At 50.3% G+C, this 21,341-nt stretch carries 17 protein-coding genes; 9 read left to right on the forward strand and 8 right to left on the reverse strand.

Annotated features, from left to right (window positions below):
• Window positions 1-85: 85 nt before the first annotated feature.
• Both FMR86_RS06860 and FMR86_RS06865 read right to left on the reverse strand, forming a co-directional pair.
• On the reverse strand, window positions 86-1,246 hold the full coding sequence (locus tag FMR86_RS06860; RefSeq protein ID WP_163350353.1) for a sulfite exporter TauE/SafE family protein: 1,161 nt from the start codon (window positions 1,244-1,246) through the stop codon (window positions 86-88).
• Window positions 1,247-1,359: 113 nt separating this feature from the next.
• Window positions 1,360-2,133 carry a DUF169 domain-containing protein gene (locus FMR86_RS06865; protein ID WP_163350354.1) on the reverse strand — a complete coding sequence of 258 codons (774 nt, stop codon included), beginning with the start codon at window positions 2,131-2,133 and terminating at the stop codon, window positions 1,360-1,362.
• A gap of 428 nt (window positions 2,134-2,561) precedes the next feature.
• Here FMR86_RS06865 and FMR86_RS06870 point away from each other — a divergent pair, with 428 nt between their 5' ends.
• The 7 genes from FMR86_RS06870 (at window position 2,562) to FMR86_RS06900 (ending at window position 9,227) form a co-directional block, all read left to right on the forward strand.
• Window positions 2,562-2,978 carry a MarR family winged helix-turn-helix transcriptional regulator gene (locus FMR86_RS06870; protein WP_163350355.1) on the forward strand — a complete coding sequence of 139 codons (417 nt, stop codon included), beginning with the start codon at window positions 2,562-2,564 and terminating at the stop codon, window positions 2,976-2,978.
• Window positions 2,979-2,988: 10 nt separating this feature from the next.
• A complete protein-coding gene (locus FMR86_RS06875) occupies window positions 2,989-3,324 on the forward strand; it encodes a YciI family protein (RefSeq protein ID WP_163350356.1) in 336 nt (111 codons plus the stop codon).
• A gap of 73 nt (window positions 3,325-3,397) precedes the next feature.
• Complete coding sequence (locus FMR86_RS06880; protein ID WP_163350357.1) at window positions 3,398-4,150, forward strand: N-acyl homoserine lactonase family protein; 753 nt, start codon at window positions 3,398-3,400, stop codon at window positions 4,148-4,150.
• A 387-nt stretch (window positions 4,151-4,537) separates the two neighbouring features.
• The gene (locus tag FMR86_RS06885; protein ID WP_163350358.1) at window positions 4,538-6,280 is read left to right on the forward strand and encodes a carbon starvation protein A; all 1,743 of its coding nucleotides are present in this window, start codon (window positions 4,538-4,540) and stop codon (window positions 6,278-6,280) included.
• An 83-nt stretch (window positions 6,281-6,363) separates the two neighbouring features.
• The gene (locus FMR86_RS06890) at window positions 6,364-6,984 is read left to right on the forward strand and encodes a hypothetical protein (RefSeq protein ID WP_163350359.1); all 621 of its coding nucleotides are present in this window, start codon (window positions 6,364-6,366) and stop codon (window positions 6,982-6,984) included.
• Window positions 6,985-7,171: 187 nt separating this feature from the next.
• Window positions 7,172-8,164, forward strand: a complete 993-nt coding sequence (hpnA, locus tag FMR86_RS06895; RefSeq protein ID WP_163350360.1) for a hopanoid-associated sugar epimerase — start codon at window positions 7,172-7,174, stop codon at window positions 8,162-8,164.
• Between the two features lie 97 nt (window positions 8,165-8,261).
• Entirely contained in the window at window positions 8,262-9,227 is a 966-nt protein-coding gene (locus FMR86_RS06900) for an alcohol dehydrogenase catalytic domain-containing protein (RefSeq protein WP_163350361.1), read from the forward strand.
• Between the two features lie 94 nt (window positions 9,228-9,321).
• Here the strand turns inward: FMR86_RS06900 and FMR86_RS06905 are convergent, their stop codons facing one another.
• The 3 genes from FMR86_RS06905 to FMR86_RS06915 all read right to left on the reverse strand — a co-directional run bounded on the left by FMR86_RS06905 (window position 9,322) and on the right by FMR86_RS06915 (window position 14,220).
• Window positions 9,322-11,367, reverse strand: a complete 2,046-nt coding sequence (locus FMR86_RS06905; RefSeq protein WP_163350362.1) for a methyl-accepting chemotaxis protein — start codon at window positions 11,365-11,367, stop codon at window positions 9,322-9,324.
• A 220-nt stretch (window positions 11,368-11,587) separates the two neighbouring features.
• On the reverse strand, window positions 11,588-12,394 hold the full coding sequence (locus FMR86_RS06910) for an ABC transporter substrate-binding protein (RefSeq protein ID WP_163350363.1): 807 nt from the start codon (window positions 12,392-12,394) through the stop codon (window positions 11,588-11,590).
• A 119-nt stretch (window positions 12,395-12,513) separates the two neighbouring features.
• The gene (locus FMR86_RS06915; RefSeq protein ID WP_163350364.1) at window positions 12,514-14,220 is read right to left on the reverse strand and encodes a Na+/H+ antiporter NhaC family protein; all 1,707 of its coding nucleotides are present in this window, start codon (window positions 14,218-14,220) and stop codon (window positions 12,514-12,516) included.
• Window positions 14,221-14,545: 325 nt separating this feature from the next.
• On the opposite strand from FMR86_RS06915, the gene thiC reads away from it, so the two are divergent.
• Together thiC and FMR86_RS06925 are read left to right on the forward strand one after the other, a co-directional pair.
• Window positions 14,546-15,814, forward strand: coding sequence for a phosphomethylpyrimidine synthase ThiC (thiC, locus tag FMR86_RS06920; protein ID WP_163350365.1), 1,269 nt, complete (start codon window positions 14,546-14,548; stop codon window positions 15,812-15,814).
• 144 nt (window positions 15,815-15,958) lie between these two features.
• The gene (locus FMR86_RS06925; protein ID WP_163350366.1) at window positions 15,959-16,618 is read left to right on the forward strand and encodes a hemolysin III family protein; all 660 of its coding nucleotides are present in this window, start codon (window positions 15,959-15,961) and stop codon (window positions 16,616-16,618) included.
• 85 nt (window positions 16,619-16,703) lie between these two features.
• Here FMR86_RS06925 and thiL read toward each other — a convergent pair whose 3' ends face one another.
• From thiL to FMR86_RS06940, 3 genes are all read right to left on the reverse strand, one after another.
• Window positions 16,704-17,675 (reverse strand): thiamine-phosphate kinase, encoded by a 972-nt coding sequence (gene thiL, locus FMR86_RS06930; protein WP_163350367.1) that lies wholly within the window; start codon window positions 17,673-17,675, stop codon window positions 16,704-16,706.
• The gene (locus FMR86_RS06935; protein ID WP_163350368.1) at window positions 17,672-19,795 is read right to left on the reverse strand and encodes an ATP-dependent helicase; all 2,124 of its coding nucleotides are present in this window, start codon (window positions 19,793-19,795) and stop codon (window positions 17,672-17,674) included. The genes thiL and FMR86_RS06935 overlap by 4 nt, the downstream gene beginning before the upstream one ends.
• A gap of 133 nt (window positions 19,796-19,928) precedes the next feature.
• Window positions 19,929-21,224 (reverse strand): alkaline phosphatase family protein, encoded by a 1,296-nt coding sequence (locus FMR86_RS06940; protein WP_163350369.1) that lies wholly within the window; start codon window positions 21,222-21,224, stop codon window positions 19,929-19,931.
• Between the last annotated feature and the right edge of the window lie 117 nt (window positions 21,225-21,341).

Here is a 21,341-nt window from a genome sequence, read left to right on the forward strand (position 1 = left end):
TTTAAAAGGTTCTGAAGGGGATGGGGTCTGGGGAAGGGGAAACTCTTGCAAGAGTTTCCCTTCCCCAGCCGCCGGAGGCATCAAATTAGAACGGAGGCAGCAGGCTGTAGCCGAGGAATCCTTTGGATGAGTAACGGATACCTACGTACAGAGCCAGTACGACAAAGAGTCGCTTGAGCCATACGTCCGGAATGTATTTGGAAGTGCGGGGCCCGATGAAGGAACCCACGAGGATACCGAGCAGTTCCACGCCGATGAGGGGCCAGAACACGGGGGTATCTTTAACAACCATATAGGTGAAAACGGAGGTGGTCATACCTACGAGTACTGCCAGCGCGGAAGTACCTGCAACCAGATACATGGGCAGACCCGCAACACTGGTCAGGAAGGGCACGAGCAGGAATCCGCCGCCAACGCCGAGGAAGGAAGCGAGTGCCGCGATGATGAAACCGCCGACTACGGGGATGAGCGGGTTGAAGGAGAATTCAACACCGTAGAAGGTGAATACGCACTTGGTCAGGGAGAAGTCCACAACCTTAACACCCATGGCTGCGGTGTCGACTTTACCGCCTTCTTTTTCTTCCTTGATGGAAGCTTCGAAAGCCTTTGCAGCTTCTTTAGCCTGCTTTTTGCCTGCCTGTCCTTTGGGAGTGGTTTCATAGAACAGGTAGCAGCCCAGAGCGAGAACAAAGAGACCGAAGAATCCGATGTATGCTTTCAGTGAAACTTTACCGGCAGTGAGCCAGGGTACGAGATAGGAACCGGCAATGGAACCTGCGGCAAGGGAGAGGCCCAGCGGCAGAACCAGACGGCCCATCTTGTAGTAGTTGAAAGAGGACATGGCTGCGGAAGTACCGACCAGCCACTGGTTGGATACGCGGATGGAGTCGGTGACCAGCTTGTTCATAACCGGGGAGGTCTTTTTGAAGGTGGAAGCGTAGTTACCGAAACCGTAAATGGTGATGTGACCGACACCGGCCATGATGCCGCCGAATGCGCCGACTGTGGAGAATATCCAACCGACCCAGATGGCCCAGACAAAGCCGATTATAAGGTTAACGCTGGGGCCGCCGGGAATTCCGAGGAATCCGGGGGCGAGTTCGGTGTTGATCTGGCCTGCTTCAGCACCCTTGGGGGTTGCGCTGATGGCATCTGCGAGGCGGTCAGCAAAGGCGGGCTGGATATAGGCCACCACTGCCAGTGCCGCTACAGCCATGATCAAAAGGCTTTTGCGTGATTTAAACATAGTGTATCTCCTTAAGCGAAAGTTGGTTTTGCTGTCTCTATTGAACAGGAACAGCGCCTTCATTCCTATTGGTGCGATTCCCGGACATTGCAGTGTCCGGGAATCGCTATTTTTTATTTTTCTTTCTTAAAGATAACCAGCGGACAGTTCTTGCAGACATCCTGACCGGGGAATCCGTCGCCGGGCTTGGTGATGGCGGAACTGGCAAGCTCAATGCGGTCGCAGAGTCTCTGGACCATTTTTTTGAACTTGGTGCCGGGAATCATGATGTTGATTTCGCCGCGCTCGGTTTTACCTGCGTTGTAGCTTCCGGAACAGGCCGGAACCATGTTGAATTCCTGCTCGTTGTAGGTGTAAACGCAGCCGCCGCATGCGGAGGAGTTCATGGTCACATTGGGGCGCAGGGGATGGGTATCGGTGGCTGCGGCGTAGTCCACGGCAAAGTGGTAAGCCTGCATGTTGTCGCAGTAGAAATGGACGACATCCGGTTCGAAAATGCCGTCGATGGAACCCAGCGGCGCAACTGCGACACCGATCATGCCTTCTTTCATGCGCGGCTTGCTGAGTACGAATTTTTCAGCCTGCTCCATGTCTACAACATACTTGGAGTGGCCTTTGATTTCGCCCTCGTCGAGCTCTTTCCATGCGAAAGCGTATTTTGCGTTGCCGCAGCCGAGGCCGGATACATCAGAATATACGGTCTGGCCTTTCATGCGGGCGGCAATTTCCCACTGACAGAAGGTCATGGGTTTGAGCGGCACATGGACTTCTGCTTTTTCTTTGAATGCGTCCACCTCAGCCTGATCGAAGAAATATTTAACGGCTACAGGGTAATGATAAAGACGCATTTCCTTCATCAGCAGTTCCTGAATCTCTTTGTAAGTCATGGTGACCTCCTCACTTCCTTTTATAATTTATGAACCCGCCTGCAGCGGCGGTGACTTTTTTAACTGATCTATTGTTTACGGACGTGTGAAAAAAGAAACAAACTTTTTTGAGATAAAGAAAAAAGGAACATTTTTTCACATTAGGAGGTTTTGAGTTTCATTGTTTCAGCATTAAATTGTGTGAAAAAAAGAACAATGTTTTATATAAGTCCTTTGAATTAAGTAGGTTGATATCTTTTTACGAATCTGTTGGTGGTGGGCGTTGAATTTGTTTTTGATGCGGTGAGAGCTCTTGTTCTGATCTTTGCATATATTTTCACATTGCTCGAATGGTCAGGATGGTAGAACTGCTAAAGAAATTTAGTTGACAAGGAAACTATTTTTAGAGATTTTGTGTTTAGTTGACTGGGAAACTAAATGGAGAAGTGATGTCCAACGCAAATAAAATGGTGATTGAGTTGCTCCGGCTGGGGGCTTATCTGCAGCGGGAGGGGGCGCGTCTTACTCGTGAGTTTGGTTTGGCCCAGCAGCAGTTTGTTGTGCTGGTGGCTATTAAAGAGCAGGGGCCTGTTTCGCAGAAAGCGATTCTTTCAGATCTTCTCTATGAGAAATCCAATGTATCCAAATCCATTTCCCGCCTTTCCTCTCTTGGTTTGATTAAAACTTTCAAGTCTGATGAGGATTCCCGTTTTGTTCTGTGTGAAGTGACGAATGAGGGGCGGGAGGTAGTGGAGCAGTGCATGGTGAAAATGAAGGCTTTGAATGAAAAGTGGCTGCAACATATCCCTGAACATGAACTGGAGCAGATGGTGAAGGTTTTAGGCACCATCCGGCCCATGGCCTAAAGGAGGACCTATGAAGTGGTTTTTTCTGGTGTGTCTGGTGATGTTTTCAGTAACCCCGGCGTTTGGAGGCGATATGGAAAATGATTCAAAGGTGATTTTTGTATACTATTACTTAATGGAAGGCAGCCCGGAGGCAATCGGCAAGACTGTTCCTGCCCATGTGGAATATTGGAAGTCACGTAATCTGGGAGGATTCAAAGGTGGCCCGTTTGCAGATGGCTCTGGTGGCATGATCATGTTTGAGGCGAAAAATGAGGTGCCAGCTGAAGAAATTATCGCCGCAGATCCTTTTGTGATTGAGGGATTCATATCTGAGTCACGATTAAAGGAATGGATACCGAAGTAAAACAGTGCTATGTTGCAGCCATCATTAATATAAACAGCATCAGGCGGATAGCTGTCCGGGTAAGGAGCTGATAATGGCCAAGTACAAAATCCATCCCATAGTCATGGGAACCAAGCGATTCGACAAAGGCATGATGACTTACCAGCATGATTACGGGAAACCGTACATTATTCCCATTTACTGCTGGTACATCGAGGGTGGAGACAAGAAAATACTGGTTGATACCGGGGAGATGCAGCCCATTATTTCCGATGATCGTGAAGCTGATCTGGGCGGTAAGATTTATACTTTTGAAGACGGGCTGGCAAAATACGGCCTCAAGCCCGAAGATATCGACATTGTCATCCATACCCATCTGCACAATGACCATTGCGAGAATGATTACAAATGCACTAATGCTAAATTTTACGTGCACCGCAAGGAACTGGATCATGTACACGAACCGCATCCGCTGGATTTCCGCTATCTGGAAGATTATATAGAGGATGTGGAGGATAACGGACAGGTGGTCGCTGTGGACGGAGATTACGAAGTTGTTCCCGGTATCCGCATGATGCATACCCCGGCCCACACCCCGGGCGGCATGACTATTCTGATTGATACCAAGGGCGGACTAGCGGCCATTACCGGATTCTGCGTGATCATGGAGAATTTCAATCCTCCGCCGGAAGTACGCGGTATGGAGATGGAAGTGATTCCGCCCGGCACTTCGGTGAATACCTATGAAGCTTACGACATCATGGTCAAGGTCAAGGATATGGCCGATATTCTCATTCCGCTCCACGAACCTGCATTTGCCAAAGTGGATGTGGTGGAAGGGACTTAGCAGCCTTTTGAAATGATTTTGCAATTAAATTGTGAGCGCATTATTTGCGGATATATTATTTTCGGTAACGTTGTTGCAGGTTAATCGCGAATAATGTTCGTGTTATTTTGAATCGTGAAATTGCAAACGGTTGATGTTGCGATATTTTTAAACGGGAACTGGTAATTTACGCTGAAATAATTTAGTTAGGAGAATCCTAAAAATTACTATGAGTACCCACTGTCATCCCGAGGGGGCCGGATTCAGTGTTTATATGTTGCCTGAAGGCAACGGGCGGGCTGATTTCGGAACGGGTTTTAAGGGCAGGGTGCTTATAAAAAAGTGTGTGGTTGCGGGAAGTTTTAGGTCTTTCCGCCTGTATTGTTTCTATTCTTTGGAGGTGTTGAGGTGAACTCACTCGTTGTCGCCGGTCTTTGCTTTGTGGGGTACATCATTGCGTACCATACCTACGGCAAATTTCTGGCAAAGAAGATTTTTCAGGTTGATGAGAACAAAGTTTGTCCCAGTTGCGAACTGGAAGATGGTAAGGATTTTGTTCCCACTAAAAAAGAAGTGCTTTTCGGGCACCATTTTACTTCCATTGCCGGCCTCGGTCCCATTGTAGGTCCTGCAATTGCTATTATCTGGGGCTGGGTTCCCGCAGTACTCTGGGTTTTCTTCGGTGCAATTTTCATGGGTGCCGTGCATGACTTCGGTTCTCTCGTAGTCAGCCTGCGCAATCAGGGCCGCTCTGTGGGGGATCTTGCCGCCGGACTGCTTAACCACCGCGTGCGTTCCCTGTTCCTGATCATCATTTTCTTTGAACTGCTGATCGTTATCGCCGTGTTCGCACTGGTTATCGCTATCCTTTTTAATATGTACCCCGCAGCTGTCATTCCGGTATGGAGTGAGGTGCCCATCGCCATCGGCCTTGGCTGGCTCATGTACAAGAAGGGTGCGAACCACACTGTCTGGTCCATCCTTGCTCTGCTGGCAATGTACGCATTTGTTGTGGTCGGTGTTTACCTGCCCTTCAAAATGCCCGGCATCGCAGGCATGAACCCCATCGTGGTCTGGACTCTGGTTATGCTGGTCTATGCGTTTATCGCATCCATCCTTCCGGTTACCACCCTGCTGCAGCCCCGTGACTACATTAACGGTCACCAGCTCTTCGTAGCGTTGATCCTGCTGGTTGTGGGTGCTGTTGTGGCTCATCCCACATTTGTTGCTCCCGCGCTTGACCTTGCTCCGCAGGGTGCTCCGCCGATGCTGCCCTTCCTGTTTGTAATCATCGCCTGCGGTGCTATTTCCGGCTTCCATTCTCTGGTAAGCTCCGGTACCTCCGCCAAGCAGTGCGAAACCGAGCGCGACTCCCGCATGATCGGTTATGGTTCCATGCTTATGGAAGCTGCTCTGTCCATTCTCGTTATCGTTGCTGTCGGTGCCGGACTTGGCCTCGGCAAGCACACTGCTGACGGTCAGCTGCTGACCGGAACCGCAGCCTTCACCACCCACTACGCATCATGGGCTTCCGCTGCCGGTCTCGGCGCAAAGCTCGGTGCATTTGTCGAAGGTTCCGCTAACCTCATGGCCAGCTACGGCATCCCTGCAAATATCGCTCTTGCAATTATGGGCGTATTTCTGGTCAGCTTCGCAGCTACCACCCTTGATAGTGCTACCCGTATTCAGCGTTATGTTGTCGGCGAGCTGGCACAGGCATACAAAATGCCTGCACTGTCCGGCGCAATCCCCGCAACTTTTATCGCAGTCGGTACTGCTGCGGTACTTTGCTTTAACGGCGGTTTCTCCATCGGCGCACTGAAGCAGGGCGCACTGGCTCTCTGGCCCCTGTTCGGTACCGTAAACCAGCTGCTGGCCGCACTGGCTCTGCTGATTATCACCGTCTACCTTGCCCGCAAGAAGGTTAAAGCCGTCTACACCGGTATCCCCATGGTCTTCATGATTGCCATGACCGGCTGGGCAATGGTTTACAACCTTCAGAAATTCTACACCGGCGGCAAATGGCTGCTCTTCGTAGTCGGGCTGATCGTATTCCTGCTCGAAATCTGGATGATCGCTGAAACCTATCTCATCATGAAGAAGGTTTACGGCGGGGAAGAAGATGCTGCAGGAGCAACTGAAAACGCTTAGCGTTTAGCTCTAAAGCATAAAGAATGAAGAAGCCCCCGGCAGCCTTTGGTTGCCGGGGGTGTTTTTTATGTTATACTGACCCCATGAAACTCCAAGACCGAGCCACAGACATAACCATCAATGACTCAGGAATTATCTGGAACTGGAATGCCAGGCACATTCTAGCGGATAAATTCAGGCTCATGGAGTTTGTGAAGATGCTGCTGGCAGTCTTGGTGATGTTTACTGTTTTGATGGTCATTATTGTGGTTGCTGTTGACGGCGGAGTAAGGGAAATCCGGACAGCGTTTTATATTTCCGGTGCTGCGGTAGGTGGATTTGCGATGTTGACTTTTGTCGCTCTTGCTCTGGTGGGGCATGTTTTCAGCTATCAGTTCGGAGTGTCGGATAAATCAGTTTATTCGCGGATGTTTACGGGGAAGATGAAGGATGCAGCTTCAGCGATAGTCGTTCTGGCTGCCATAATGGAAAGTCCCCAAGCCATGGGACAGGGCATGCTGGCCAAGGCAGATGAATATGTTGAGATCAGCTATGTGGATATGAAGAAAGTGAACTGGTATCCCGATGATTACACCATAAAATTCAAGGGCGCATGGTACAGCAAGCCTTTTTATATGAATTGCCCGCCGCAGCATTATGATGAAATTGCGGCAAAGGTCCGGGCCGGACTTAAGGCTGCGCAGGGTAATGATTTTTCCAGCTAATACAAATACGTAACATTTATTTACAATTCCAAACTTGACACAATCCTTTCCATCATTCATTGCTGCAAACGCAGGCACGGCTTCTTTTCATGTGTTTCCTGCTCGTATCATTCCCTCTCCCCGAAGCCGAACAGGTCCAGTAGAATATTTTATATCAATACCTTACCAATAAACAAACACATATATTATGAACGTAATGATCACCGGGGCAACCGGATTGATTGGTTCCCGTCTTGTCAGGATTCTTGCCGGGCAGGGATTTCATATTAAAGCTCTTGTGCGCGATAAAAAACGTGCGGCAAAGCTTGTTTCAGAGCCTGTTGAGTTCATCACCGGCGACCTTAATAACGAAGTCGCGCTGGAAGAAGCTTTGCGTGATTGCAAATATCTTTTTCATCTGGCAGCGGATTACCGCCTCTGGGTCCCGGACCCGGAATCCATGACCCGTACCAATGTTGAGGGTACTCGTCTGCTCATGCAGAAAGCCCTCGAAGCCGGGGTGGAGCGTATTGTCTACACTTCCAGTGTTTGTGTGCTGGGAACGAATGCAGACGGAAGTCCGGCGAACGAGGATGCCTCTTCTTCGGTGACTGACATGATCAGCCCGTACAAGAAATCCAAGTTTCTGGCTGAGAAGGTGGTTATGGACATGGTCCGTGATGAGGGGCTTCCGGCAGTGATTGTTAATCCTTCAACCCCGGTGGGGCCGGGGGATTCCCGCCCTACTCCCACAGGAACCATGGTCCTCAATGCCGCCCGTGATGGTGGCATGTTCTATGCCGATACCGGGTTGAATGTCGCCCATGTGGATGACATCGCCCACGGGCATCTGCTGGCTTTGCAGAAAGGCAAGATCGGACGCAGGTATATTCTTGGCGGGGATAATCTCAGCCTCAAGGATCTGTTTGCCATGACCGCCCGCATTACCCATAAGCCCGGACCGAAATTCAAGGTCCCGCAGCCGGTAATGTATTCAGCCGGTTTTACCGGGGAAATGCTGGCAAGGCTGGGGCTGATTAAGAATCCCGTGGCAACCATGGACAGCGTGCGCATGGCATCCAAGAAGATGTATTACAGCTCGGATCGTGCGGAAAAAGAACTGGGTTACACTCACCGCCCGGCAACAGAGGCCGTGCAGGACGCGGTTTGTTGGTTTAAGGAACAGCGGATGTTGAATTAGTATTGATTTTGATTGTATTCAAATCCCCGGCAGCCTTTGGTTGCCGGGGATTTTTTTATGGAATAGGGTGCTGGTGTTATAAGTAAAAGGAGAAAACATGCGCGCAATATATTTTGAAGACGGGAAGATTGATTTTGTCCAGCGGGATAAACCGCAGCTTGGGCCGGGGGAGGCTCTGCTTAAAGTGCTGCTGGCCGGGATATGCAATACTGATATTGAACTGTATAAGGGCTACTATGGTTTCGCAGGTGTTCCGGGGCACGAATTTGTAGCCGTAGTGGAAGAGTGCCCGGATCGACAGGAACTGGTAGGCAAGCGGGTTGTGGCGGATATTAATTGTCCAGTGGGGGCTTATGTGGGTGACCGCAGGCATGTTGCGAATAGAACTGTCGTGGGAATCGTGAACCATGACGGTGCCTTTGCTGAGTACCTGAAAGTACCGGCGGAAAATCTTTACGTGGTTGCGGATAAAGTTGAGGACCGGGCGGCTGTCTTTGCCGAACCTTTGGCTGCCGGGCTGGAAGTGAGTCAGCAGATTCACGTTACCGGGGATATGCGGGTTATGGTGCTAGGTGACGGTAAGCTGGGACTTCTGACCGCACTGGCTTTGAAGCTTTACAATCCGCATGTGCTGCTGGTGGGTAAACATGAGGACAAGCTTGCTATTGCGGCCAAGCAGGGTGTTAATACCTATTGCATAGGCGATCCTGAAGAACTCACCGCGCTGGCGGCAGAATGGGATAAATTCGATCTGGTGGTGGAGGCTACCGGCAGCGAGAAGGGCATAAACTACGCCCTTGATTTTGTACGCCCGGAAGGGACCATCGTAGCCAAGACCACCTCACACCTGCCAAGTTCCATCAATCTGGCCAAGCTGGTGGTGGATGAGATTTCCATAGTCGGCTCCCGCTGCGGGGATATCGGTCTGGCCCTGAATGTGCTGGAGCAGGGTATGATTGATGTCAGCGGGCTGATTGAAGCTGAATATGACTTCGATGATTTTACTGAGGCTTTTGAGCGGGCTATGACTAAAGGAGCCAAAAAAGTTCTGGTTCGGATGTAAATAGTTAAAAAATGATTGTAAAAGAGAAATCCCTCCCCCCGAATCAAATCGGGAGGAGGGATTTTTTAATTGTATTGGTTTGGGCTGATGCAGCTTATTCTTTCATCTCTTCAATAATGGTCCGCAGACGCTCAGAAAGCTCGGCCAGTTCGGATATGGCTATGGCGGATTGTTCCATGGCGTCAGCAGTTTCGGAGGCGATGGCGTTGATCTCGTCCGCTCCGCGGCTGATCTGTTCGGTGGCTGCGGATTGTTCTTCCGAAGCTGTGGCAATGGCCCGGACCTGATCGGCGGTGGAGACGATGTTTTCAAGAATTGCTGTCAGTGAGTCTTGTGCCTCTCCGGTCAGCTCTGTGCTTTCATCAACCATTTTGGTGGTCTTTTCCATGGAATCAACACTCTTGGAGGTGCTGTCCTGAATCGCGTTGATAGCACTGCCTACTTCCTGTGTGGCGGTCATGGTCTTTTCAGCCAGCTTGCGGACTTCATCAGCAACAACTGCGAAGCCTCGTCCGGCTTCCCCGGCACGGGCCGCTTCAATTGCCGCGTTTAGTGCCAGCAGGTTGGTTTGGTCGGCAATATCGCTGATGACCCCCATGATGTTACCGATGGATTGTGATTGTCCATCCAGCTCTTTCATTTCGTTCTGAAGGTTTTCAGCTTCTTTGCTGAGTTCACTGATTGAATCAGTTACCTTGTTAACAACCTGTTGGCCGCCTTCAGCCTGACTTTGTGCTTCGTCGGCGTTTTCTGCTGCGTTGCCAGCGTTGCCGGCAACTTCCAGAACCGTGGCGTTGAGTTGTTCCATGGCGGTGGCGGTCTCCTGAACGCGCTCGCGCTGAACATCCGCACCTCGGCGGGATTCCTGAATCTGGGTATTCAGTTCATCAGATGCGGAAGCTACCTGATCCACGATCTGTTCAAGGCTCATGGCTGCCTGCAGGATACCTTCTTTCTGGGCTCGTGCGGCCTGTTCCTGCGCTTCCTTGGCCTGTGCGGTGGCCTTCATGGCTTCGTCCGCTTTGGTTTCGGCTTCTGCGCTTTTTTCAGTAATTTCTTCTATTTGGGCTCCAAGATTGTGTGCCATGGTCCGGAAGGAACGGCCCAGTTCACCCAGTTCGTCCTGTTTGTCGGCCATGGAATCGGGAATAGTGATATCCACAGAACCGTCTGCAATAATATTTGCGTTATCAACCACGATTCTGATGGATTTGGTCAGCTTGCGGACGATGAAAAGCACTACTAAGCCCACAGCAAGAATGGTGATAAACGCGCCGAGAAAAGTGAGGTTGCGTATGGTTTTCATTGCACTCAGCAGTTCGCCGATGGGGGCAATGACGCCGATACGCCAGTTGGTGAGTTTGGTGGTGCCGAAGACAACAATTTCATCCTGCTGGAATGCCCGGCTGAAATATTTGTACTGGCCGAACTCGTTGCCGATCATGGTTGGGCCGAAGGACCAGCCTTTGATGTTGTCCTTCATGATTTTTTCAGCTTCGCGGTGCCCCACAACCAGACCGTTTTTATCGGTGGCAAAAGCGTAGCCTGTTTTACCGATTTTAACTGTGGCAAGCACTTCTTGGTACAGGGACTGGAATTCAGTTACAATGTACATCACGCCTTTAATGCTTCCGGCTTTGTCTTTTACCGGGGTGGCAATGACTATGATCGGCTTTCCGGAACTCTTGGAGATCAAAGGTTCTGAAATATAAGTTTTGCCCTGCATCGCTCCTTTGAAATATGCGCGGCTGGAAACGTTTATTTTTTTTGTCGATTTTGCAGATGTTTGGACAATATCGCCATTTGGATTTGCAAGCCTTAGGCTTTTGATATCCGGGAAAGTCTGGGTTACGTTTTTGATCAGTTTACCGAAATTCCCGATTGCGTCGGCGTCACCTTCAAGGGCTTTAGCCATGTTTGCGTTCTTGCTCCAGACTGTGATGTTGGCTGCTTTGTTTTTAAACCATTCATCAACTCTGGCGATAGTATTATCTCTTTCGCTTTTTACTGTCTCGATGAGTTCTTTTTCAAATTCTCTAGATGATTCCCAGTAGCTAAAGTACTGAAGTGACAGGATGCCCAGAATCATTACGCATAGAATGGGCAGCAGCAGTTGGCCTTGCAATTGTAGTTTCGGCATTTTCATGGAGGCTCCTGATATTATTACGTGGCGGTGGCAAAAAAAGTACTTAATGTGATTACGTGTATATATCTAATTAGTGTATATTTTGGAAGCATTTTATATGGGGGGCATTGAAATTTAACATTAATTATAATTTAATTGTTCGAAAAATAAATTCCTCCCCCCGAATTTCGGAAGGAGGAATTACGATAAAACAGTTCCGCGGAGTTGGAAAAGATTAATACTTATGGATAATTTCCTGTATGCTTCCATTTTTTTTCATATCGGCAAGTGTGTTTGAAATGGTTCCTATGCTGGAGGCGTAAGGGCTTTTTTTGCTGATTAATAAATGAAAAGGCATTGATTCCAAAACAATGTCGGTTTGAATTATTTTTTTCCGTAAACCTTGCCTGTCTATATCCGGCCATGCTCCGGCTGGCCATTCAATAATCAGATCTCCCCGTCCACGGGAGAGCATGGGCCATACCCCTTCACGCAGATGCGACTCCTGCACCTTGATTCCCCGTGATCTGATGTGTTTATCGTTCCATCCGTTTCCGGCATAGGTGATGACAGTCAAGCCGCTGGCCTTCAGGTCATCAATGTTTTTGATTTTATTAATTATGCCCATTTTGGGATGCCCGGCGTATGTAAATATGTTCATTGTCTTATTATAGAAAGGAGTGGGGTGTGTAACACTGTATTCAAGCCGCTCTTTGGTTGGGACTGTGATCATGGCATCGGCTCGACCCTGCTGCACATAACGCTGGCACCTTTTCCACGGATATTCGTTCCATTGCAGCCTGATTTTGGAATTTAGAGCAGCTTTTGAGATTATCTCATAAAACATGCCGTCCATGGTTCCATTTTCGGAACGTGAGAAAAAAGGCCAGTAGTCAGGATAGGCTATAGTTAATGATCTTTGCGCATGGGCAGGGAGGGCGCAGCAGATGCTCACACTCAATATAAATATTTTTAATACTGATGCTATGTATTTATTATATTTCAGGATCGGATAGAGGAAAGGCATGCCCAAATCTAGCATATGGGCTTTCTGCGTCAATTAGTTTATTTATATAGGGCCTGTTGCGGCATAAGAAAAATTCCCTCCCTCCGAAAACACGGAGAGAGGGAATTTCTAAATTGTATATATCGCCGTTTGAACTAGTTCGAAACAGGCTTACCCAGGAATCGTACTGTTGCAAGCACTGCCAAAACACCTACTGGCAGAACCATCAGTACGGGCATTCCCAGACCTGCGGGGATGTAGCCGAACAGGATGGAGATGATTGCTACCGGGATGGCGTAGAACAGCTGTGTTCTGGTGTGGTCGATGTGGTCACATGCGGAACCCATGGAGGACAGGATTGTGGTGTCCGAGATGGGTGAGCAGTGGTCGCCGAAGATGGCTCCGGTGAGGACCGCACCGATGTTCAGGATTACGTAACCCTGTTCCGGTACCAGTGCGTAGGCCAGCGGGATGCACAGCGGCATGAGGATACCCATGGTTCCGTAAGATGTTCCTGTTGCAAAGGAGATGATGGACCCCATGATGAAGATGATGGAGGGCAGCAGGAAGGTCGGGATGGTATCGGAAAGCACGCTTACGAGGTAAGCGGCGGTTCCCAGTTCTTTAATGATGCCGGAAAGGGACCATGCCAGCAGCAGGATTACTGCGGTGATGTTCAGGGATTTAACACCCTGTACCCAGGTGGAGATCGCTTCGTCCACAGTCAGGATGCGTCTGCCGATGGCGATGGCCAGAGCAACAACGCCTGCGATAAGTGCGGCCTGAAAGAGAACCACTGAAGCATCGGATGCACCGAAAGCCTCACGGATAGCAATAAAGCTCATGGGAGCATCTTCGAAAATCTGCTTCAGTGCGGCATCGTCACCGCCCATGATACCGTTGTAGCCGTTGAAGTAGAAGCCGAGGAATGCGGCAACAATCAGGGTTCCGATGGGAATGATTGCATACCAGATGCTGGGCTTGATATCTTCGGAAGGCTGCAGTTCAGTTGCTTCATCCGCGACCATGGGTTTGGCGTCGTCGGCAAGTACTTTGCCGGTGGTGCGGGCGCGCTGTTCGGCCTTGTACATGGGACCGAATTCACGCATAAACCAGATGGTGGCGAGAATGAAGACCAGAATAAGGATGTTGTAAAAACGGTACGGGATGGTTTCCACGAATACGCCGTAGGCGTTCATGGTGTATCCGATTCCCTGCAACCCGTCGCGGATCAGGCCCACTTCGTAGGCAACCCATGTGGAGATCAGCGCGATACCGGCGATGGGTGCTGCGGTGGCGTCGATAACGAAAGCAAGCTTTTCACGGGAAACTTTCATTTTATCGGTCACCGGGCGCATGATCGGTCCGACAGTGAGGGAGTTTGCATAGTCATCAAAAAAGATGAACAGACCGAGTACCCAGGTTACAAACTGGGAGCTTCTGGGGCTTTTTGCCTTTTTAGCCAGAGCGTCCGCAATTGCTTTGGCACCGCCCATTTTGGATACCAGCGCGATGAGTCCGCCGATGGCGAGGCACTGGAGTACAATACCCGCGTTCCATGAATCAGCCAGAGAGCTGAGGATTTCATTGGAAAGGCGCAGGAAGCCGCCTACAAATCCGTTGTAGATGTCAAACCCCTTGGCTTCCAGCATGAAAGCACCGGAAAAAACACCGATGAAAAGTGAAAGAACAACGTTCTTGGTAATGAAAGCAAGAACGATAGCCACCAGCGGCGGAATCAGTGTAAAGAATCCGAATACCTTGGCGTTTGCCGGGCCGAGGCTGGAGTCAGCAGCGAATGCAGGCTGACATAGCAGTGCAAAGAGCACTGTGAGTATAAACAGTCCACTCCATTTGCGCATTTTAAATTTCCCCCTTGAAATATTAGTGTCGCAAAAAATATGATCTGCTGATCTACTAGAAATTATACATAAATGCAAATTTGATTTTGTATCTGTTTAATTTTCCATGATAAAATTCTGAAATGACAGGCTTTAAACGCATAGAATTAATGAAAGAGTAATGAGTGCCGCGCTTTCAGATAAACTTGAAGCTGTGCTCTTATTTGGTTTCGGGGTAAAAAGTTCCATTGTACCCTGCAACGATTTGGGGTATGGACTTGCCTGTACAGACACCATTGATAATACGATAAATGCACAATCCTAAATAAAGTTATAAGGAAATCAGATGTTTTCAAAAAATAAAGCTCTCAAAAGCATATTTGATTCCAGCATTGATGAACTTTGCAAGAGCGAAGGTCTCTCCAAAGAGACCATTATTCAGGGCATTGAAGACGGGACTATGGTTCTGCTCGGGAACCCCAATCACAAGAATGTTACTCCCACCCTCATCGGACAGCCCGCAAAGGTAAAAGTAAACGCCAACATCGGTACTTCTCCTTTCAAAAATGATCGTGAAAAGGAAATGAAGAAGCTGGATGCAGCATGGAAAGCAGGCGCACACGCCGTTATGGACCTTTCTACTGCCGGTGATCTGGACGGAATCAGAACCGATATGCTGAACAGCTGCCCCCTGCCGCTGGGTACTGTACCCATCTATGCCATGGCGCAGCAGTATGTTGCCCGTGACGAAGACCCCGCAGGTTTTTCCATTGATGAACTTCTCGCTGAAGTGGAAAAAGAAGCCGAACAGGGCGTTGATTTCATGACTCTGCATTGCGGCCTGACCCGCCGCGGAGCTGACTGGGCAACTGCTGAGGATGAACGTCTGCTGGGTATTGTTTCCCGCGGCGGTTCCATTCTTGCCCGCTGGATGCGTGATCATGATGAAGAAAATCCGCTGCTCACCAACTACGACAGAATTCTTGAAATCTGCCTGAAGCACAACGTGACCCTGAGTCTTGGCGACGGTCTGCGCCCCGGTGCAGGTGCCGATGCCGGTGATGCTGCGCAGTGGGAAGAAGTTCTGGTGCTCGGCAAGCTTGCCAAGCGCGCTCACGAGTACGGTGTACAGGCTATGATCGAAGGTCCCGGCCACGTGCCCATGAATCTCGTTGAAACCCAGATTCGCGGTATTAAGGCTGCTACCTACAACGCGCCTCTCTACGTCCTCGGCCCTCTGGTGACTGACTCCGCACCCGGTTACGACCATATTGCCGGAGCAATCGGCGGTGCCATCGCGGTTATGAACGGCGTGGACTTCCTCTGCTACCTGACTCCCGCTGAACACCTGACCCTGCCTGAGATCGACGATGTCTGGAACGGTGTTAAAGCCTCCCTCGTAGCCGCACAGTGCGGTGAAGTGGGCATGGGCCGTAAGGATGCTGTCCAGCGCGATAGAGATATTTCTATTGCACGTAAGGAACTCGACTGGGACAAGATCGCCGAACTGGCAATTGACCCCGCTCTGGCCTGTGCGCGTAGAAAAGACCACAAAGATGAAAAAGAATGCGCTATGTGCGGAAAATTCTGCGCAGTACGCATGCTTTCTGAATAATCCCGATTCAAAATAGAGCCGCTCTGTACATCCCATAGATGATAATGGCCCGTGACACCGCTGGTGTTACGGGCTTTTTTTGTGTACTCTGAAGCAGTTTAGTTTAAACAATCGTTTGAAAAAAGTATGCTGGGAGGAACGGCAATGTTTCAATATGTACGGGACCCCATGAGCGGGTTGACCCATTTCATAGGCTTTTGCCTAGCCATTGCCGGGCTGGTCATGCTGCTGGTCGCTTCTGTAAATCCCACCAGCGTGATGCATGTGGTCACCTTTTCCGTGTTCGGCGGGGGAATGATCCTGCTTTACCTTGCCAGCACGCTCTACCACTGGTTGCCGCTTTCCAAGCGGGGCATCATGTGGCTGCGCAAGCTCGACCATTCCATGATTTATGTCTATATCGCCGCTACGTATACGCCCGTTTGCCTTGTGGGGCTTAAGGGGACGTGGGGCTGGTCCCTGTTCGCTGCTATCTGGAGTATGGCTGTAGCCGGAATTATCACGAAGATGCTTTGGCTGAACGCGCCGCGCTGGCTGTCCACGGGGTTCTACCTCGCCATGGGCTGGCTGGTAATCGTTGGGGCTTATCCCCTGATTCAGGCTTTGCAGACCGGGGCCTTGCTCTGGCTTTTGGCCGGGGGGATCATGTATTCAATCGGCGCGGTTATTTATGCCATGAAGCGTCCTAATCCGTGGCCGGAGTTTTTCGGCTTTCATGAAATTTTCCACGTCTTCGTCATGGCCGGAAGTTTCTGCCATTTCTGGGTTATGTATAAGTATATTACGGAATTAGGGTGGGGATAGCCTTCGGCGACCCTGCCGGGGGCCTCAAACCCTTTTGGGAAAAGGGTTTAAGGATCCCAAAACTTTTTATTAAGCTTCGCTGGTTTTATTTGGAAAAGTGGTCGAAGCCTTTGGAAGTATATTCCCTGCCGTTGAGTGAAATTTTATTGTCCTCGGTGATGGTACCTATCTGGTGCAGGCCGGGGATTTTTGCTTTTAGTTCTTCGAATTCTTCAGCTGAAGCTGCCCCGAAGAGGGCGTAATCTTCGCCGCCGAGAAAGGCGTGTTCCGTAGCGGAAATTGATTTGGTTTCGGCGTAACGGATGATTTCCTCATGCAGCTTTGATTCATCAAGTGAAATTTTAGCTCCAAGTTCACCCTCACAGCAGCTCAGAAAGCGGGGCAGGTCACGGGCAAGGCCGTCTGAAAGGTCCATTAGGCCTTTCACGTGTTTTGATTGGGCCAGTTTAATCCCCGCAGCAACGCGCATGGGAGGGCGCAGGTGTGCCTGCACGCATTCAGGGTAAATTTCAGCCGCCTTTGGTCCCATCTCTTCAAGGCTGAGCAGCCCGGTACGGGCCATGCCTGCAGGGCCGTGCAGGAAAAGCACATCCCCCGGCAGGGCATTACCACGTGAAAGGAATTGTCCGCCCGCAGCTTCGCCCCAGACGGTCACCGAAATTCCCAGATATTGCCCGCTGGAAAGATCGCCCCCGGCCAGAATCAATCCGTGCTGCTTTGCAAGTGCGGACATGGACTGGAAAAAAGGTTCCCAGAATTCGCTTTCCAGATTCGGCGGCACAATCAGGCCCAGCGCGAACCCCACAGGTTGCCCCCCCATAGCCGCAATATCGCTGATATTCACAGCCAGCGATTTATAACCGATGTCTGCCGGGAAAAAATATGATCTTCTGAAATGCACATCTTCCAGAAACAGGTCTTTGCTGATGCACAGGTCTGTTTTGGAGCGCAGAATAGAGCAGTCGTCCCCACGTCCAAGGGTCACATGACCGTTCTCGGATGGAAAATATTTGTCGATCAGGGTCAGGAAGTCTTGTTCAGAATTTAATTGAGTCATAACATCTCCACAAAATCTTCGACAATGACTTTGGGGCCGAAACCGGGGAAATTGATGCGCAGCTTATTTGGTTCGATGCGTTCAATGATCTTGCCGCGCCCGAAAATCTTGTGCTTGCAATGGCCCAGTTTCATAGGCGAGGGCTTCTTGCTCTCTGAGATAGAAGGTGCAGGGGCATCATATCCGGCAGCTCGTACCGGACTGTTTCTTTTCTTGGCCATGCCCCCGGAATAGGATTCCTGCAACTCATCAAAAAGATCGGTATCCAGTTCACGCAGAAACGGGCTGGGCACCGCAGGTTCGGAGAAATCCGTATTCTTGCGGTTGATGGAAGCCGGGGCGCACATGATCAGTTCCTGCCGTGCACGGGTGCAGGCCACGTAGAGCAGGCGGCGTTCTTCCTCGTACTCGTTGGGCTTCTGCATGGATTTGCGGGACGGAAAACGGTCCTCCACAAGATCAATGATGATGACCGCGTTCCACTCTAGTCCCTTGGCGGAATGGATAGTGGAAAGGGTGACCACGTCTTCCTTTTTTTCTTCCTCGCCGTGCTGATCGGGGTCAAGGCAGAGGTCGGTGAGGAAGAATTCCAGATCATCATAGTTGGAGGCAATCTGGCCGAGCTGTTCGATCCCGGCCTCTCGGCGAGGATAATCGTCCGGGTATTGGGCCACCAGCAGCGGGCGGTAGAGCGGCACGATGACTTCAAGACAGGTCGCCGGAGTGGACTTATGCTCCCGCAATCCGTCCAGATCATGCAGGATGTCTTTGAGCAGCTCGTACTTCTTGGTAAATTTTGCCAGCGCCTTCTGGTCTGCGGAAATTACCGCCTGTGCTATTTTTGTGGCGGTCTTGGGGCCGACTCCTTTGATGTGTCCGAGGGTGCGCTGCCAGGCAATGATATCCGCCGGGTTGGCAACCAGACGCATGAAGGCCAGCACGTCCTTGATGTGTGCGGCTTCGTTGAATTTCAATCCGCCGTATTTTTTGAAGCCAACGCCCAGACGTTTCAGGGCCACTTCCAGCCCGTAACTCTGGTATCCGGCGCGGAATAGCACAGCCACTTCTTCGGGGCCGTGCTTTTTTTGCAATTCAATGATCCGGTCCAACACGCGGTTGGACTGGCTGAAATCACTGAGTGGAACCATGAGCTGCGGTTTGCTGCCCCAGTTCTGTTCGGTGAAAAGTTTTTTGTCGAACTTGATTTCAGCACCGTCCAGAATGGCGTTGGTCAGGTCCAGAATGGGCTGGGTGGAGCGGTAGTTCTGCTCCAGACGCACGATTTTTACGTCTTCAAAAATATCAGGAAATTTTAGGATGTTGGTTACGTCCGCGCCACGGAACGAATAGATGGACTGGGCATCATCACCTACCGCCATAACATTGCCGTTCTTTCCGGCCAGCAAACCAACAATGCGCGCCTGCACGAGGTTGGTATCCTGATATTCGTCCACCATGATGTACTGGTAGCGCGAACGCAGGGAATTGCGCAGGAATTTATCATTCTGCAGCAACTCTTCCAGATAGAAGAGCATGTCGTCGTAATCCATCAGCCCATGCTGTTTTTTATAAACAACGTAAGCCTTGGCGATTTCTTCCATTTCGGATGCATAGGTCGCCAGATGGAAGGCTTCGGAATTGACCAGCGTATCAATGGAGACTTCTTTGTTGCGCGATTTGGAAATCATATCCAGCAGGGTGGATTTCTTGGGATATGAGCGGTCGCCCTTGCCGAGTTTCAGCTGGTCTTTAACTTCTTTGACCGCTGCCTCGGAATCACTGCGGTCCATCAAGGTTATGCCGTTGGGAAAACCGATTTCAGCGGCGTTCTGACGCAGTACCGAATAAGCAAAGGCGTGAAATGTTCCGCCCTGAGTGCCGTGCAGGGTTCTGCCCAGAATCAGTTCGGTACGTTGCAGCATTTCCTGCGCCGCCTTGCGGGTGAAGGTCATCAGCAGGATGGATTCGGGCGGGATGCCCTGTTCCACCAGCCATGCCAGACGGTAAACAATTGTGCGTGTCTTACCACTGCCCGCACCTGCAATAACCAGTACCGGCCCCTGAGGATGAGTAGCAGCTTCGTACTGCGCAGGATTTAATTCTTTTTTAAAATCTATCATGAAAGATGCCTCCGGCGGCCCTTTCGGGAAACCCTGCCGGGGGCCTCAAACCCTTTTGGGAAAAGGGTTTAAGAATCCCAAAACTTTTTGTTAGGGCTTCGCCGAATAGTATCTGAAATTGAATATGAATTGGTTAATCTGGCAGACTAATATTAAACCAGTCAAGGACCATTTTTCCTGTCTGGTACATGGATTCAATCTGGTCATTATCTGAACTGTAGAAGAATGCGTCCTGCACTGTGTGTGTTCCGGTTCTGCCGTGGAATCCGAAGATTTCAGTTCGGTCAAATTTGGCCTTGAGATCGAAGCCGGGCTTGGCTGTGCAGATCAGGTCCGGCGGATTGCCGATTGGGCTGTCTCCGTATGCTTCGCGGGTTGTCTGCACTGATTCCATGACCTGCTGGTCGTTGAATTGGAGCTGCATGAGCTTTTCGGCAATCTCTGTGGCGATCTTTTCAGCCTCAGCCGGATCTACCTGACCCCGCGCGAAATCAGAGGTATGGATATATATTCTTCCGGGATCAAGGGCAAATGCTTTGCTGGCCGGGGAGATGATTGCGGCATCCCATTGGTCTTTGGCGGGGTGGGTGTATGAAAGATAGCCGTGCTGCGCTAGGAAAGTGTTCAGGTCCACCTCGGTTTCAAGGGCCGCGAAACCGTGGTCTGCAAAGCTGATCAGCTTTTTTTTCCCCGGCAGGGCTTCGAATTTATCGAGTACAATGCCGATGGCGCGATCCCATTTGTGCATGAATTCAGCGGCCTTGGGATAAAGGGGGTGAGCTTCGTCCTCGAAAGCTGGATAGAAAAAATGGAAGAGGCGGTCCGTTTCGGTAAAGACAATGGTGAATAAATCCCATGCAAGGTCGTTCCAGAGCATTTCCAGTGCCTTCAAGCGGCACTCAAGAGTCTGCTTGACCTGATCGAAAAGGTAATCCGGGTCCATTATGCCTCGGCTGGTGTCTGCTTCAAGCTGGTATTCCGCATCGCGGAGCGGTCCGAGTAGGAAGGGCGGCTGTACAGCCTTCTCAAGTGAATCCGCTACAAAACCTGAGATCAGCATGCCCCGCAACGGCTTGGCCGGGTAGGTGTTGGGCAGATTGATAATTTTGCTGACCAGATTGTTCTCGCCCAGCAGATCAAATATGGTCGGGCAAAGGACCTGTTCGAAATTATTGATGGACAGGGTGTAGTTCTGCGGATCGATGGATGTGAATCCGTACAGGCCGTGCTTTTCGGGTTTCTGCGCAGTAAAAAACGAAGTCCAGTTCACAGGCGAAAGTTCCGGAAGTTCGGCCTTGATCGGTTCGCACTTCCCGGCAATACGCGCAAGATTGGGCAGTTTGTCAGTCCACTTAATAGCAAGAGAGGCCGGAAGTCCATCTAAGCCCAATACTACGAATCTTTTGCGTTCTGTGTTTGTGAATAGCATGCTCTAAATAATCTGGGACAAAGCCAAACAACTAAAACGTTTTGGGATTCTTAAACCCTTTTGGAAAAGGGTTTAAGGCCCCCGGCAGGGTCGCCGGAGGCAAAATCAATTCAATCA

Source organism: Desulfovibrio sp. JC010 (genome assembly GCF_010470675.1).
Classification (GTDB): domain Bacteria; phylum Desulfobacterota; class Desulfovibrionia; order Desulfovibrionales; family Desulfovibrionaceae; genus Maridesulfovibrio.